Source organism: Pseudofrankia coriaricola (assembly GCF_001854805.1).
In the GTDB taxonomy this organism is placed as follows: domain Bacteria; phylum Actinomycetota; class Actinomycetes; order Frankiales; family Frankiaceae; genus Pseudofrankia.
On sequence record NZ_MBLO01000210.1, the window covers coordinates 86752 to 101782 of the forward strand.

At 72.3% G+C, this 15031-nt stretch carries 12 protein-coding genes; 3 read left to right on the top strand and 9 right to left on the bottom strand.

Features of this window, described 5'->3' with window-relative positions; genetic code table 11:
• Nucleotides 1-25: 25 nt before the first annotated feature.
• Nucleotides 26-2281, top strand: a complete 2256-nt coding sequence (locus tag BCD48_RS23490; protein WP_071050535.1) for a hypothetical protein — start codon at nucleotides 26-28, stop codon at nucleotides 2279-2281.
• Between the two features lie 34 nt (nucleotides 2282-2315).
• Here the strand turns inward: BCD48_RS23490 and dapB are convergent, their stop codons facing one another.
• The 5 genes from dapB to BCD48_RS23515 all read right to left on the bottom strand — a co-directional run bounded on the left by dapB (nucleotide 2316) and on the right by BCD48_RS23515 (nucleotide 8785).
• Entirely contained in the window at nucleotides 2316-3056 is a 741-nt protein-coding gene (gene dapB / locus BCD48_RS23495; protein WP_071050536.1) for a 4-hydroxy-tetrahydrodipicolinate reductase, read from the bottom strand.
• Nucleotides 3057-3155: 99 nt separating this feature from the next.
• The gene (locus BCD48_RS23500; protein WP_241841940.1) at nucleotides 3156-4508 is read right to left on the bottom strand and encodes a M16 family metallopeptidase; all 1353 of its coding nucleotides are present in this window, start codon (nucleotides 4506-4508) and stop codon (nucleotides 3156-3158) included.
• Nucleotides 4509-4706: 198 nt separating this feature from the next.
• Nucleotides 4707-6890 (bottom strand): polyribonucleotide nucleotidyltransferase, encoded by a 2184-nt coding sequence (locus BCD48_RS23505; RefSeq protein WP_071050538.1) that lies wholly within the window; start codon nucleotides 6888-6890, stop codon nucleotides 4707-4709.
• A 428-nt stretch (nucleotides 6891-7318) separates the two neighbouring features.
• Nucleotides 7319-7588: a 30S ribosomal protein S15 gene (gene rpsO / locus BCD48_RS23510; protein ID WP_071050539.1), complete on the bottom strand. Its 270-nt coding sequence runs from the start codon at nucleotides 7586-7588 to the stop codon at nucleotides 7319-7321.
• A 255-nt stretch (nucleotides 7589-7843) separates the two neighbouring features.
• A complete protein-coding gene (locus BCD48_RS23515; protein WP_071050540.1) occupies nucleotides 7844-8785 on the bottom strand; it encodes a bifunctional riboflavin kinase/FAD synthetase in 942 nt (313 codons plus the stop codon).
• A gap of 171 nt (nucleotides 8786-8956) precedes the next feature.
• On the opposite strand from BCD48_RS23515, the gene BCD48_RS23520 reads away from it, so the two are divergent.
• Together BCD48_RS23520 and BCD48_RS23525 are read left to right on the top strand one after the other, a co-directional pair.
• Nucleotides 8957-10522, top strand: a complete 1566-nt coding sequence (locus tag BCD48_RS23520; protein ID WP_241841941.1) for a type I restriction-modification system subunit M — start codon at nucleotides 8957-8959, stop codon at nucleotides 10520-10522.
• A complete protein-coding gene (locus BCD48_RS23525; protein ID WP_071050541.1) occupies nucleotides 10519-11661 on the top strand; it encodes a restriction endonuclease subunit S in 1143 nt (380 codons plus the stop codon). The genes BCD48_RS23520 and BCD48_RS23525 overlap by 4 nt, the downstream gene beginning before the upstream one ends.
• Nucleotides 11662-11812: 151 nt before the next feature.
• Here the strand turns inward: BCD48_RS23525 and truB are convergent, their stop codons facing one another.
• The 4 genes from truB to BCD48_RS23545 form a co-directional block, all read right to left on the bottom strand.
• Nucleotides 11813-12802, bottom strand: coding sequence for a tRNA pseudouridine(55) synthase TruB (gene truB, locus BCD48_RS23530; protein WP_083419104.1), 990 nt, complete (start codon nucleotides 12800-12802; stop codon nucleotides 11813-11815).
• Nucleotides 12803-12948: 146 nt separating this feature from the next.
• Nucleotides 12949-14064 (bottom strand): DHH family phosphoesterase, encoded by a 1116-nt coding sequence (locus BCD48_RS23535; protein WP_083419084.1) that lies wholly within the window; start codon nucleotides 14062-14064, stop codon nucleotides 12949-12951.
• Nucleotides 14061-14615 (bottom strand): 30S ribosome-binding factor RbfA, encoded by a 555-nt coding sequence (gene rbfA / locus BCD48_RS23540; RefSeq protein WP_071050542.1) that lies wholly within the window; start codon nucleotides 14613-14615, stop codon nucleotides 14061-14063. Before rbfA ends, BCD48_RS23535 begins: the two co-directional genes overlap by 4 nt.
• Before the next feature lie 21 nt (nucleotides 14616-14636).
• On the bottom strand, nucleotides 14637-14966 hold the full coding sequence (locus BCD48_RS23545) for a DUF503 domain-containing protein (RefSeq protein ID WP_071050543.1): 330 nt from the start codon (nucleotides 14964-14966) through the stop codon (nucleotides 14637-14639).
• Between the last annotated feature and the right edge of the window lie 65 nt (nucleotides 14967-15031).

The following is a 15031-nucleotide window of genomic DNA, read 5'->3' on the forward strand; positions in this document are numbered from 1 at the left end:
CCGGTGGGGAAGGAGGGGAGGCCTGATGCGGCCGTTCGACGCCAACGACTACCGGAGCCGGGTGCTCGCGCCCATTCACGCCCGCGGCGGCGCGGAGCACAGCGACCCGTTCGAGATCTACGACATACCGCTGGAGGAGGTCGCCGCGCTCGACGACGCGGCCGTCGCGGCGCGGATGGACGAGGTCTGGGCGTTCTGGCAGCGCAGCCGTGACCATCCCCGCTACCGGGGCGTGGTGCTGGCCCTGCTGGCCCGGCACAGCGAGCTCACGGACGCGCTGAGGACCCGGACCGCCCGGACGGAGCTCGCCACCCGGGTGGCGAGCGCCAGGGCGGAACGTGAGGACAGGCGGTTCGCCGCCGTGGACGCGGCCGTCGCGCGGCTCGTCGAGCGGTTCGGCGGGCTGCCCGAGGACAAGATCCCCGGCCTGCGGAAGATCGCCAGGGACGCCGGCTTCGGTGACGACGAGTTCGAGCGGCGCATCGCGCGGCACCCGCGGGTCGGCGCCGGCGCGGCCGAGCGCACCACCCGGCGGCCGGTGCCGCCGGAGGTGCTTCGCCAGGTCCGCTCGGACCTCGACGAGCTGGGCCGGATCGTCGGCGAGGACCCGCCGCGCAGCCTGTTCGAGCTGCTCGGCGTGCCGCCGGGCAGCGGCCGGGAGACGATCCGCGCGATGCGCGACGAGGCACTCGCGCGCAACCGCGCCCGCCGGCCCGACCGGCGCCGCGCGCTGCTGGACGACCTGCTCGCCGCGGTGACCACCCTGCTCGTCGACGGCGACCCGGAGGCCTACCTCGACGGGCTGGCCACGGCCGCCGCCGACCTGCTGCGCCCGCGGCTGGCGGCCGCGGTGCTGGTGGAGGACCGGCTGCTGCCGGCCGACGCCGCGGCCCTGGTCGCGGCCGCGCAGGCCGAAGGGCTTGACCCGGCGCGGGCGGCCGCGGTCGTGCGGGCCCTGGCCCGGGAGGCCGACGTCGACGACGCGGTCGTCACCGCCGCGGCACCCGGCCCGGACACCCGGCGCGCCGCTCCCCCGACGGTGCCTCGCATCGACACACGCAGGACGCCGTCCACGCCCACGCGGCGATCCGGCGCGGACGACCGGACGGGTTCGGGTTCCGGTGCCGGCCCGCTGCCCGACTGGCGCGACGCGCTCGCCCAGGCGCGGGCGGCGCTGGAGGCCGGAACGCCGATCGCCGCCAGCGACCAGCTCGCGCGCGCCCTGGAGATCGCCGGCAGCGCGCTGCCCCCGATCCGCTCGCTCGGGGACGAGATCGAGACGGCCGTCCGGCGAGCCGGCGAGCGCTGGGCGGAGCTGACCCGGGCCGTCGCCGACCGGCGCCTCGAGCAGGCCAGGCGGCTGGCCGCCGAGCTCGCGAGGACGGGGCGGGACGTGCCCGGGCCCGAGGGGGCGGAGCTCGCCGCCGTGACCGAGGCCGTCGAGGACGGTCACCGGCGCGCCGACGAGCTGCTCGCGGCCGCGGCCACCACCCCGCCGGCCGAACGCGCCGCCCTCGCGCTCGCGGTGCTCGGCCTCGTCGCGGACTCCACCGCGGCGCGCGCCCTGCTCGCCGAGAACCTCGCCCCGCCGTCGGCGCTGGTCGTCATGCGCGGTGCCGGCGCCGTCGAGATCCGGTGGGCGCCCTCCCCCACCCCCGGAGCGCGCTACCGGGTCACGCGCGTCGGCGCCGACGGCGCGACCCGCACCGTAGGGATGACCGAGGCGACGTTCATCGAGGACGGCGGGGTCCCGGCCGGCGCCGAGCTACCGGGCTACGAGGTCCGCGCCGGCATCGGCGGCGCGTGGTCGCAACCGGCCGTCTGGCCGCTCCCCGCCGGCTCCGCCCAGGGGCAGGCGCCGGGCGCGCTGGCCGAACAGACCGGGGCCGCGTCCGGCACGGCCTCCGGCGCGTCGCCGGACGCCGCGGACGCCGACCGGACCCAGCTGATCGCGCGCACGCCCGCCGACGCCCTGGAGCCGGCGAGTGACCTCGCCATCGTCGCGGGCAAGCTGCGGTGGACCTGGCCAGACGGCTGCACCGAGGTCATCGTCACCTGGCGCCAGGACGCCCCGCCCATCGCCGCGAACGACCCGGTAGCCCAGTCTCGCAAGGTCACCAACACTCGCTACGAGCTCGACGGCGGCCTCGTGCTGCCAGCCGCGCGGCCCCTGCACGTCGCCATCTTCGCCTGCCTGCGCGACCCCGCCGGCCGCCTGGTCGTCGCTTCCACCGCCGTGCCCGCCGCCCGCCGCCACCTCCCGGCACGCGACCGGCTCTGACCCGCCCGCCCGGCGGCGGCAGCGGGACACGGCGCTAAAGATCCAGGAGGGGGTCCAGGCCGACGGTCAGGCCGGGGCGGGCCGGGACCTGGCGGACGGCCAGCAGGACGCCGGGCATGAAGGAGCTGCGGTCGAGGGAGTCGTGGCGGATGGTGAGGGTCTCACCCGAGCCGCCCAGGAGAACCTCCTGATGAGCCACCAGGCCGCTCAGACGGACCGCGTGCACGGGGACGCCGTCGACCGATGCGCCGCGGGCGCCGTCGAGCGCCGTCGTGGTGGCGTCGGGGCCGGCCGGGTCGAGGCCCGCCTCGCGGCGGGCGGCGGCGACCAGCTCGGCGGTGCGCCGGGCGGTGCCGCTCGGCGCGTCGGCCTTGTTCGGGTGGTGCAGCTCGACGATCTCGACGGACTCGAAGAACCGGGCGGCCTGGGCGGCGAAACGCATCATGAGAACCGCGGCGATGCCGAAGTTCGGCGCCACCAGCACGCCGACCCCCGGATTCGCCGCGAGCCAGCCCCGCACGGTCGCGAGGCGCCCGTCGTCGAACCCGGTGGTGCCGACCACCGCGTGCAGGCCGTTGTCGATGCACCAGCGCAGGTTGTCCATCACCGCGCCTGGGTGGGTGAAGTCGACGACCACTCCCGCCTTGCTGAGCGCCGAGCGGTCCTCGCCGGCGTCGACGGCGGCGACGAGCGCCAGGTCGTCCGCGGCCTCGACCGCCGCGCACACGGTCGCGCCCATCCGCCCGCGCGCCCCGAGCACACCCACATTGATCATTACCGGACCACCTGTCGCCCAGCGCGGGCGCATCCACGGGCCCGCCTCACCCCGTCAGCGTAGTGCGACCTGACGCTGAAACATTCGATCTTGTGTGCTTCAAGAGACCAGCGCGGTGAAGTCGTTGTCGTTCTTGAAGGGGCCGATGACGCCGAGGCCCCAGGGCTGGGCGACGAGCTCGCCGGCGATCGCCTGGACATCCTCGAGGGTCACCTCGTCCACCCGCTCGAGCACCTGGTCGACGGAGAGCAGCTCGCCGTGGACCAGCTCACCCTTGCCAAGCCGGCTCATCCGCGAGCCGGTGTCCTCCAGCCCGAGGACGAGCGAGCCACGGGTCTGGCCACGGGCGCGGTCGAGCTCCGCCGGGGTGATGCCGTCCTGCGCGATCCGGCGGACCTCGTCGCGGCAGATCTCCAGTACCTCGCGGGCGCGCTTGGGCGTGCAGCCGGCGTACAGGCCGAACAGCCCGGCGTCGGCGAAGTGCGAGGCGAACGAGTAGACGGAGTAGGCGAGCCCCCGCTTCTCCCGGACCTCCTGGAACAGCCGCGAGCTCATGCCGCCGCCGAGCGCGGTCGAGAGCAGGCCGAGAGCGAACCGGCGCGGGTCTCGCCGCGACATCCCGGCGGTGCCGAGCACGACGTTGGCCTGCTCCGTCGGCCGGCGCGAGACCAGCAGGCCGGGCTTGCCGGGGTAGCCGTAGGCCCCGGCGCGCGGCGCGGCGGCGTCCGCCGGGCCGGAGAGCTTGTCGGCGAACGCCTCGGCGACCATCGCGAGCGTCCGGTCGTGGTCGATGTTGCCGGCGACGGCGACCACGAGCGCCGGCGGGGCGTAGCGGGCGCGGTAGTAGTCGGCGATCGTGTCCCGGCCGAGCGACTCGATCGAGGCGATCGTGCCCAGCACCGGCCGGCCGAGCGACGACGAGCCGAGCACGGCCTCGGCGAAGACGTCGTGGACCACGTCGCCTGGGTCGTCCTCGTGCATGGCGATCTCTTCAAGGATCACGCCGCGCTCGGCCTCGACGTCGTCTGCCGTGATCAGCGAGTTCGCGACCATGTCGCACACGACGTCGATCGCCATCGGCAGGTCCTCGTCTAGGACCCGCGCGTAGTAGCAGGTGTACTCCTTGGCGGTGAAGGCGTTGAGGTCGCCGCCGACCGCCTCGACCGAGGCGCTGATGGTCAGGGCGTCCCGGCTCGGCGTGCCCTTGAACAGCAGGTGCTCCAGGAAGTGCGAGCAGCCGGCCGTCGCCGGGTCCTCGTCGCGCGAGCCGACCCCGACCCAGATGCCGACCGCCGCGGAGCGAACGCCGGGAATGTGCTCGGTGAGCACCCGCAGGCCGCCGGGCAGCACCGTGCGCCGTACCGCCCCGGCCAGGAGCTGTTCGGTCGGCTGCCCGGCGAGCAGCGCCGCGGCCCGCGTCGGCGGGGCCTTGGTCGTGTCGGTCTGCGTCACAGCCTCTACCTTGGTCACTCCGCTGGGTCCGGTGGGCCGTCCGCCCCTGCCGGCATGGGGATCATCCGTCGAGCGAGCCCGACGCGAAAGCAAAACTCCTCATCTCGGGGGGCATTCCGGGATGAGAGACGACGCGCCGCTCGTCACCGGCCCGCGGGTGCGGGCCGGTGACGAGCGGGCGCGGCGTGCACTGGTTCGTCACGCACCAGCGGTGGCGTTCTCCTCGGCCGCGGGCGACAGGCTGATCTTGCCTCGACTGTCGATCTCGGTGATCTCGACCTGAAGCTTCTGGCCGACGTTGAGCACGTCCTCGACCTTCTCGACCCGCTTGCCGCCGGAGAGCTGCTTGAGCTTGCTGACGTGCAGCAGGCCATCCTTGCCCGGGGTGAGCGACACGAAGGCGCCGAAGTTCGTGATCTTCACGATCGTGCCGAGGTAGCGCTCGCCGATCTCCGGCATCTGCGGGTTGGCGATCGCATTGATGGCACTGCGCGCCGTCTCCGCCGACGTGCCGTCGGCCGCGCCGATGTAGATCGTGCCGTCGTCCTCGACGGTGATCTCGGCGCCGCTGTCGGCCTGGATCTGGTTGATCATCTTGCCCTTCGGCCCGATGACCTCACCGATCTTGTCGACCGGGATCTTCACGGAGATGACCCGCGGGGCGTGCTCGGACATCTCGTCCGGCCCCTCGATGGCCTCGGCCATGACGTCGAGGATCGCGAACCGGGCGGCGCGGGCCTGCTGCAGCGCGCCCGCCAGCACGTTCGCCGGGATGCCGTCCAGCTTGGTGTCCAGCTGCAGCGCGGTGACGAAGTCCCGGGTGCCAGCGACCTTGAAGTCCATGTCGCCGTAGGCGTCCTCGGCCCCTAGGATGTCCGTCAGCGTGACGTAGCTGTCGCCCTCGCGGATGAGGCCCATCGCGATGCCGGCGACCGGCGCCCGCAGCGGCACACCGGCGTTGAGCAGCGACAGCGTGCTCGCGCACACCGAGCCCATCGACGTCGAGCCGTTGGAGCTGAGCGCCTCGGAGACCTGGCGGATCGCGTAGGGGAACTCCTCGCGGCTCGGCAGCACCGGCAGCAGCGCCCGCTCGGCGAGGGCGCCATGGCCGATCTCGCGGCGCTTCGGCGAGCCGACGCGGCCCGTCTCACCGGTCGAGTACGGCGGGAAGTTGTAGTTGTGCATGTACCGCTTGGTGCGCTCCGGGTTGAGCGTGTCGACGTTCTGCTCCATCCGCAGCATCGCCAGGGTGGTGACGCCCATGATCTGGGTCTCGCCCCGCTCGAACAGCGCCGAGCCGTGCACCCGCGGCACGTAGTCGACCTCGGCCGACAGCGCGCGGATCTCGGTGGTGCTGCGGCCGTCGATGCGCAGACCGTCCTCGACGACGCGCCTGCGGACCAGCTTCTTCGTCAGCGAGCGGTACGCCGCGCCGATCTCCTTCTCCCGGCCGTCGAACTGCGAGCCGACCTTCTCGACCGCGAGCGCCTTGACCCGGTCGAGCTCGCTCTCGCGCTCCTGCTTGCCGGCGATCCGCAGCGCCGCGGCGAGCTCGTCGCCCACGGCCGCGGAAAGCACCTCGAGCACGTCGTCGCCGTAGTCCAGGAACACCGGGTACTCGCGGACCGGCTTGGCCGCCGAGGCGGCCAGCTCGCGCTGGGCGCGGCACAGCTCGCGGATCGCGGGCTTGGCGGCCTCGAGGCCCGCCGCGACGATCTCCTCGGTCGGCGCCGGCGCGCCGCCCTCGATCAGCGCCACGGTGCCCGGCGTCGCCTCCGCCTCGACCATCATGATCGCGACGTCGGAGTCGTCCTCCAGGACCCGCCCGGCGACGACCATGTCGAAGGTCGCGCGGGCGAGCTCGGAGTGCGTCGGGAACGCCACCCACTGGCCGTCGACGTAGCCGACCCGGGTCGCGCCGACCGGGCCGGTGAACGGCAGGCCGGCGAGCAGCGTCGACGCGCTGGCCGCGTTGATAGCGACCACGTCGTAGAGCGTGTCCGGGTCGAGCGCGAGCACGGTCTCGACGACCTGGATCTCGTTGCGCAGACCCTTGGCGAACGACGGGCGCAGCGGCCGGTCGATCAGCCGGCAGGTCAGGATCGCGTCCTCGCTGGGCCGGCCCTCGCGGCGGAAGAACGAGCCGGGAATCCGCCCGGCCGCGTACATCCGCTCCTCGACGTCGACCGTCAGCGGAAAGAAGTCCAGGTTCTCCTTGGGCTGCTTGCTGACCGTGGTCGCGGACAGCACCATCGTGTCGCCCAGGTAGGCGACCACGGAGCCCGCGGCCTGCTTGGCCAGCCGGCCGGTCTCGAACCGGATCGTCCGGGTGCCCAGGGGGGTGGTGACGACCGCCTCGGTCGCCGTTGTCGAGTCATCCATGTGTTGCTCCTCCATCCTCTTCACCCGACCGGGACGAGGCGAGGGGATGCCGGTGCTCAGTCGTGGCCCCCGGGGCGGCACCGCCTCATCGGACGACAAGGCCTGGCCTGCCCGGGGGTCACGACCGAGGACCGGCGACTCGCGCCGCCAGGACCCGGTCAGGTCCTCCGCCACGCCGAGGGACCCTCCCTCGACGCCGCTATGCATTTCTCACATTCCGGCCGCTGGCTGCTGGCCGGGGCTTCGGCGATCCGCGCCAGCGGATCGCATCGGGGGTCCGGGGGTCGCCCCCCGGAGCAGCATCACGGGCTTCGGGAGCCGCCCGAAGGGCGGCGACCACGAATCGCCCACCTCGCCAGAACGGCAGCAACCGGACTTATCCGCCCACGACGCCAGAGGGAGCGGCCCACGGCCACTCCCTCTGCTAGCTACCGGCGCAGACCCAGTCTCTCGATCAGGGCCCGGTACCGGCTGATGTCCGTCTTCTGCAGGTAGTTCAGCAGTCGCCGGCGCCGCCCGACCAGCAGGAGCAGGCCACGGCGGCTGTGGTGGTCGTGCTTGTGCACCTTCAGGTGCTCGGTCAGGTCGCTGATCCGTCGGGTCAGCATCGCGACCTGCACCTCGGGTGAGCCGGTGTCGCGCTCGACCGTGGCGTACTCGGTCATGATCTTCTGCTTCACGTCGCTGGAAAGCGGCACGATCCACCTTCATCTGTCATGCGGGGTGGCGCGCTCGGGGTCTCAGTCACCCGAGCAAAGTGGAGTTCCAAGTGCTGTGGGCCCTCATGTGGTCCCTCGTGCTAAAGATCCCAGTGTGAGATCCCAGTGCGAGGCCCCCGCGAGGAGTCCCCAGTGCTGGGAACACACCACTCCCGTCTTGACTACGAAGCCTATCAACTCCGGGGAACCGACCCGCTACCGAGCTTCCTCGCCGAGCCCAGCCTCCCCGCTGGGTCAGGTGGAGGTGGTCGCGGTGCGGGTGGCCTCCACGTCCAGGGCCATCTGGCGGACGAGCTCCTCGACCGAGTCGAACCGCAGCGTCGGACGCAGCAGGGCGACGAACTCGAAGGCCATGTACTCGCCGTACAGGTCGCCGTCGAAGTCGAGCAGGAAGGCCTCCACCCGCCGCTCGCGGCCAGCGAACGTCGGGTTCGTCCCGATCGAGATGGCGGCCGGCTGACGCCGGCCCTGCCAGCAGGCGAACCCGGCGTACACGCCGTCGGCCGGGATGGCCGCCCATGGCGTCACCCGCAGGTTCGCCGTCGGGTAGCCGATCGTGCGCCCGCGCGCGTCGCCGTGCACGACGACACCCTCTACGCGGTGCAGCCGGCCCAGGCCGTGGGCGGCGCCGGCCACGTCGCCCTCGGCGACCTGCGCGCGGATGTGGGTCGAGGACACCACCACCTCGCCCTCGGGCTCGTCGTCACTCAGCAGCGACATGCCCTCGACCTCGAATCCGAGCTCGGCGCCGGAGTGGACGAGGGTGTCCACTCTGCCGGCGGCGCGGTGGCCGTACGTGAAGTTCCGGCCGACGACCACCACCCTGGCGCGCAGCGTCTCGGCGAGGATCTTGGCGGCGAACTCGTCCGCGGTGACCTCGCTGAACTCCAGAGTGAACGGCTGGACGCACAGCGCGTCGATGCCGATGGCCCCGAGCAGCTCGGCCTTGAACTCCAGCGTGGTCAGCAGCGCGGGATGGCTGCCTGGGCGCACGACCTCGGCGGGGTGCGGGTCGAAGGTGAGCACCAGCGACGGCACGCCCAGCGCCCTGGCCCGCTCGACGGCGAGCCCGATGATCTTACGGTGTCCCACGTGCACGCCGTCGAAGAAGCCGATCGTGACAACGCCACCACGCCAGTCGACGGGTGTGTTGTCCAGCCCTCGCCACCACCGCACGTCCGAAGCCTAGGGCATGCCAGCCACAAGCCTCCGCGGGTGGGACGAACACCATGATCATAATCTGTCGCGGAAACTCGGGCCCGAGCCGGCCATGGCCAGGGGTGGGCGTCCGCCGCCCGGTCCCGGTCCGTCTGGGCAACACGTCTGGGCAACACGGTCGAGGTCGCGGTGACACGCGCCGGTGGCGCCGCTACCTGCCAGTACGCTCCCTTCGTGCTGGCAGGTGATCTACGGAGCGGGATCGACCGGGTCTGGGACACGTTCTGGTCCGGGGGGATCTCCAACCCGCTCGAGGCCATCGAACAGATCACCTACCTGATACTCCTCCGGCGGCTGGACGACATCCAGGCCGCCAAGGAGAGCAAGGCCCGGCTCACCGGGCAGCCGATCAAGAACCCGGTCTACACGGACGCGACGCGGCACCTGCGCTGGTCGCGCTTCAGGGACCTGAGCGACCCGGAGGCGGCGTTCGCCCTGGTCCGGGACGAGGTGTTCCCCTGGCTGCGCGGCCTCGGGACCGAGAACTCGACCTACTCGCACCACATGGGCGGCGCTCGGTTCACCATCCCGACGGCCAGCCTGCTGTCCAAGGCCGTCCACCTGCTCGACCGACTGCCTCTGGGCGACCAGGACACCAAGGGCGACCTGTACGAGTACATGCTCAGCAAGATTGCCACCGCTGGGCAGAACGGGCAGTTCCGAACGCCGCGGCACATCATCCAGCTGATGGTGGAGATGGCGGCTCCCACGCCCGGCGACACGATCTGCGACCCGGCCTGCGGCACCGCCGGCTTCCTGGTCGCCAGCGCCGCGTACCTGGAACGCGCGCATGGCGACGCGCTGCTCTCCGCCGCCGCGCGCCGGCATTTCGACCACGCGATGTTCCACGGCTTCGACTTCGACAACACGATGCTGCGCATCGGCAGCATGAACATGCTGCTGCACGGTGTCGAACGGCCCGACATCCGCTACCGCGACTCCCTCGCCCAGAGCGCCGCGGGTGACGCCGGCGGGTACTCGCTGATCCTCGCCAACCCGCCGTTCGCCGGCAGCCTCGACTACGAGACCACCGCCGGGGACCTGCTCGCGGTCGTCAGGACCCGCAAGACCGAGCTGTTGTTCCTCGCGCTGTTCCTGCGGCTGCTCAGGCCCGGCGGCCGGGCGGCCGTCATCGTTCCGGATGGCGTGCTCTTCGGCTCGACCAGGGCGCACCGGGACCTGCGGAAGATCCTCGTCGAGGACCACGAGCTCAACGCCGTGGTGAAGCTGCCCGGCGGTGTTTTCAAGCCGTACGCGGGGGTCTCGACCGCGATCCTGTTCTTCACCCGCACCGACCGCGGCGGCACCGATGACGTCTGGTTCTACGAGGTGACCGCCGACGGCTGGAGCCTCGACGACAGGCGCGGTCCCCTGCTGCCCGCGGAGAAGCTCGGCGCGCTGCCGACCAGCGCGCTCGACGAGGCTGAGCACTCGAAGAACAACCTTCCCGACGTGCTGCGCCGCTGGGGCGGCCGTCTGGGCGCCGAGCGCGCCCGCGCCCGCACCGAGCAGAGCTTCTGCGTTCCCAGGGCGGAGATCGCCGCGAACAACTACGACCTGAGCCTCCACCGCTACCAGGAAGTCGTCCAGGCCGAGGCCGCGCACCGCTCACCCCTGGAGATCCTCGAGAACCTGGAACGGCTTGAATCCGAGATCCAGGCTGGCATATCCGGGCTTAAAGGCATGCTGGGATGACCTGCCCGACGCGCCGGCTCGACAATGTCTGCGAAATCATCATGGGCCAGGCGCCACGGGGAGAGTCCTACAACACGGAATCCGAAGGATGGCCGCTGATCGCCGGCGCCAGTGACTTCGGGCCCGCGCGTCCCGCGCCGAAGAAATTCACGCGAGAGGCCTCAAGGATCTCAAGACCCGGCGACGTGATCCTCGCGATCCGGGCGTCGATCGGGCCCAAGGTCCTGGCCGACGGCGCCTACTGCCTCGGACGAGGAGTCGCCGCCCTGCGTCCGCTCCCCGGCCTGCACCCCCGATTTCTGTGGCACTGGCTCGGCCAAAGCTCGGCGGCGCTGGCCGGCAAAGGAAGGGGGGCCACATTCAAGCAGGTGAACCGGGACGACCTGGGAGAGCTGGAGATCCCGCTGCCCCCCGTCGAGGAACAGGCTCGCCTCGCGGGGATCCTCGATCAGGGGGACACGCTGATGACGCGGCGACGGGAGGCACTCACCCTCGTCGACGACCTCGCGCGGTCCATCTTCGTCGACATGTTCGGCGACCCGGCCTCGAACTCCCGCCAGTGGAGATCGGCGACCGTCGAGCGGGTGGCCGAGCAGGTGACCGACGGGGAGCATCGCACCCCCAGAAGACAGGCCGAAGGAATCAAGCTGCTGTCCGCCCGCAACGTCCGGGACGGGTGCATCGACTTCGAGAACGTCGACCACATCGGCCCCGAGGAGCACGGGCGAATCAGCCGGCGCTGCGATCCCCGCCGGGGCGATGTTCTGATCTCCTGTTCGGGAACCATTGGCCGGGTGGCTCCGGTGGAGACCGACGAGCCTTTTTCGCTCGTTCGTAGCGTGGCGCTGGTGAGGCCCAGGACGTCCGTCGTCACAACGGACTACCTGGCCAGCTACCTCCGGACTCCGGCGCTCAGGGCTCACATGCTGCGAGAGGCGCGATCATCGAGCCAGGCGAACCTCTTCCAGGGCCCGATAAGGAATCTTCCCGTTCTTTGCCCGCCTCTCGATCTGCAGGTCGCGTACGGGCTGAGGCTGCGGAGCCTCGCACGGCTGCAAGCCGTTCACGTCACCCACCTCGCCGAGCTCGAAGCCCTTTTCGCCTCGCTCCGGCACCGCGCGTTCCGGGGCGAGTTGTAGAGCCGATCCGAGACGAGCCTGGTTCACCTTCACCCAGATGATCGGCCGGGGCACCCGTTCAGCCAGCTGGCTGGCCTGGCACCCGGCTCCGGCTGTGCGCCGGCCCCGACGGATTCCGGGCAGGCGACCCACCCGGCGGCGGCCGAGGAGGTCAGCCGGCCGGGGCGAAGACGACCAGGTAGCGGCACTCGCCGGCATGGTCCTCGGCGAGCGCGAGGGCAGCGCCGTCGGCGGCGAAGACGCCGTAGGGGCCGGAGATGCCGGCGGCGGGGAGGCGACGACCGTGGGCCACCGCGGCTGCCTGGGCGTCGTCCACCCGCCGGCTTGGGAAGGCGGTCGCCACGGCGTCGGCGAGCGGCCTCACGGCCGCGGCGGCGCGCTCGGCGAAGGCGTCCATGTCGAGCGCCTCCGTGACGGCGAACGGACCGACCGAGGTACGCCGCAGCGCGGTCAGGTGGCCGCCGCAGCCGAGCGCCGCCCCCAGGTCACGGGCGAGCGCCCGGATGTAGGTGCCGCTGGAGCACGCGACCCGGACGGCGAGGTCGGTGCCAGCCGGGTCGGGCGCGCCCGTGGCGCGGTCGAGCCGCCCGCGCAGCTCGAAGGCACTGACGGTGACTCGGCGCGCGGCGAGCACGACATCCTCACCGGCGCGGACGCGGGCATAGGCCCGTTTCCCGTCGACCTTCACGGCACTGACGCTGGACGGGACCTGGTCGATGTCGCCTGTCAGCGCCGCCACGGCGGCGGCGAGCTTCTCGGGCGGGGCGTCCACCGGGCGCTCGTCGACCACCTCGCCCTCGGCGTCGTCGGTGATCGTGGTGGCGCCGAGGCGGATGACCGCCTCGTACTCCTTGCTGGTGAGCGCGAGGTGCCCGAGCAGCTTCGTCGCGCGCCCGACGCCGAGCAGCAGGACCCCGGTCGCCATCGGGTCGAGGGTGCCGGCGTGGCCGATCTTGCGGGTGCGCAGGACCCGGCGCGCCCTGGCGACGACGTCATGCGAGGTCCAGCCCTGCGGCTTGTCCAGGACGACCAGCCCATCGAGCACGGCCGGGGCAGCCGCGGCCGAAGCAACGCCGGTCGCCGCCGCGCGGGGCGATTCGGCAGTCGCGGACACGTCCGCGGACGTCGTTGGCAGGGTCACCAGGGCTCCGTTCACATCCACGGCCGGGCGATAGTCAATCTTTGCACCTGGTCAGGCGCGGGGTCCCCGCCGATCCGCCGGCCGTGTCGGAACAAGCCGCACATACGGCCAGGCGCAGACCACTGTCTGGCGGATCGGTGGGGAAGCTAGAGGTCGGGCAGCCGCGTGACGCGGACTGTGCTCCAGCCCATGGGGCCCAGGCCACTGTGGCCCGAGACCAGACGCCGTACCTGGTTGAGGATCTCTGTGACGATCTCGCCGACGCGCCGCTCCTGGTCGGGCTGCCCGCCGCTCGGCCGGTTTCCGCCCGGCTCGCCCTCCCCGCGTCCGCCGACGAGGAAACCGGCCTTCTCCCGGTGGCCGCCGCCGCCGAGCTCCGCGGCGAGGGCGCCGGCGTCGATCGGCCCCCGCGAGCGCAGCGAGACGGTCCACCCGCCGTCGGGGAGCTCCTTGGCCACCGCGGCGAGATCCGCCTCCAGCACGCCCCACAGCACGTCGACCACGCCTTCGACGTGCTCCAGCCGCAGCCCGCGCTGAGCCAGGTCCGCGTGGGTGATGTAGGTCCATACCAGCCTGTGCCCCTCGGCGTCAGAGGACTCCGAGAGGCCGGCGCGGCCGAGCACCTCGGAGAGCAGGCCGAGGTAGCCGAACCGGTGGATACCCCATACCGACCAGCCGATCACGGTCGGGTCGGCGCCGGCCTCCACCAGCCGAGCGGCGGCCCGGTGCGCGGTGGGGCTCGCCGTCGCCTGCCGGAACGAGCCGGTGTCGGTCGCGAGCCCGGCGTAGAGCGCGGTCGCGACGGCGGCGTCCAGCGGCAGCCCGAGCTGGTCGAGCAGCTCAAGCACGACCGTCGACGTCGACGGCGCATCCGGGTCGACGAGCCTGACCTGCCCGAACTCGGCGCTGGAGCGATGGTGGTCGACGACGAGGGTGCGTGGGGCGGCCGCCATCCGGGCCGCGAGCGCGCCCAGCATGTGCGGCGCCGCGGCGTCGAGCGTGACCACCAGGTCGAGCGCGCCAGGCAGGTCCGCGGGTGCGACCAGCAGCTCCTGCCCCGGCAGGAAGGCCAGCCCGTCGGGCACCCGGAACGGGTCGGCGTCGAACGAGACCAAGGCGTCCACCCCGGCGCCCCGTAACGCCAGCCCCAGCGCGAGCGCCGAGCCCAGGGTGTCGGAGTCCGGGTTGACGTGGGCGAACAGCCCGACGGCCCAGCCGCCGGCGACGGCCTGCCGCAGCAGGGCGGCCGCGTCGGGGCTCATCGCCCGACGCCTCCCACGGGCCGCTCACGGCCTGCTTCGTCGTCGAGGCCGTCGGCGTCCTGGGCGGGACCGTCGAGGTCGTCGAAGTCATCCGCGAAGCCGTCGAGATCCTCGAGATCGTCGTCCTCGGCGACACGCGGGTGCCGGTACGGGTCGGCGTCGCCGGCCGGGCTCGCGCCCTCGCGGGCGGTCGCGACCTGGGCGTCCCTGGCCTTGGCGACCTCGATCAGATCGTTGAGGTGACGGGCGTCGTCGGGCAGCCGGTCGTGTATGAAGGTCAGCGTCGGCGTCGACTTCACGCCGGTCGCCCTGCCCACCTGGGAGCGCAGCAGGCCTTTCGCCGACTCCAGGGCGCGCGCCGACGCGGCACGGGCCTCGTCGTCGCCGTAGACCGTGTAGAAGACGGTCGCCTCCATCAGGTCCGGGGTCACCCGGGCGTCCGTGATGGTCACCATCCCCAGCCGAGGATCCTTGACGCCACGCTCCAGCGCCGCGGCGACGACCTCCCGGACACGCACCGCCAGCCGACGCGCGCGGGCGGGGTCAGCCATCGTTCACTCCTCCATGCCCCTTCAGGCCCGGTACGGGGCCTCCCGGGGCGCCTCGTCGACGTCGTCCTCGGCGAGAAGACGACGGCGCGACTCCAGAATCTCCAGCTCGGGGCGGTCGGCAACCAGACGCTCGCAACCGTCGAGCACGTCGACGCAGAAGCCTCTGTCCGCGGCCACGACCGCGATGCCGATCTTCACTCGCCGGTGCAGGTCGTGGTGGTCCACCTCGGCCACGCTCACCGGGAACCGCTTGCGCAGCTCGGCCACGACCGGCCGCACGAGCGACCGTTTCTCCTTCAGCGAGTGGACGTCACCAAACATCCCGTCCACGCTGAGCAGACCTATCCACATATATGTCTTGTCCTGCTAGCTGGTCACTAGATCTCGTGCGACTTGTTGGTCACTAGATCTCGTCC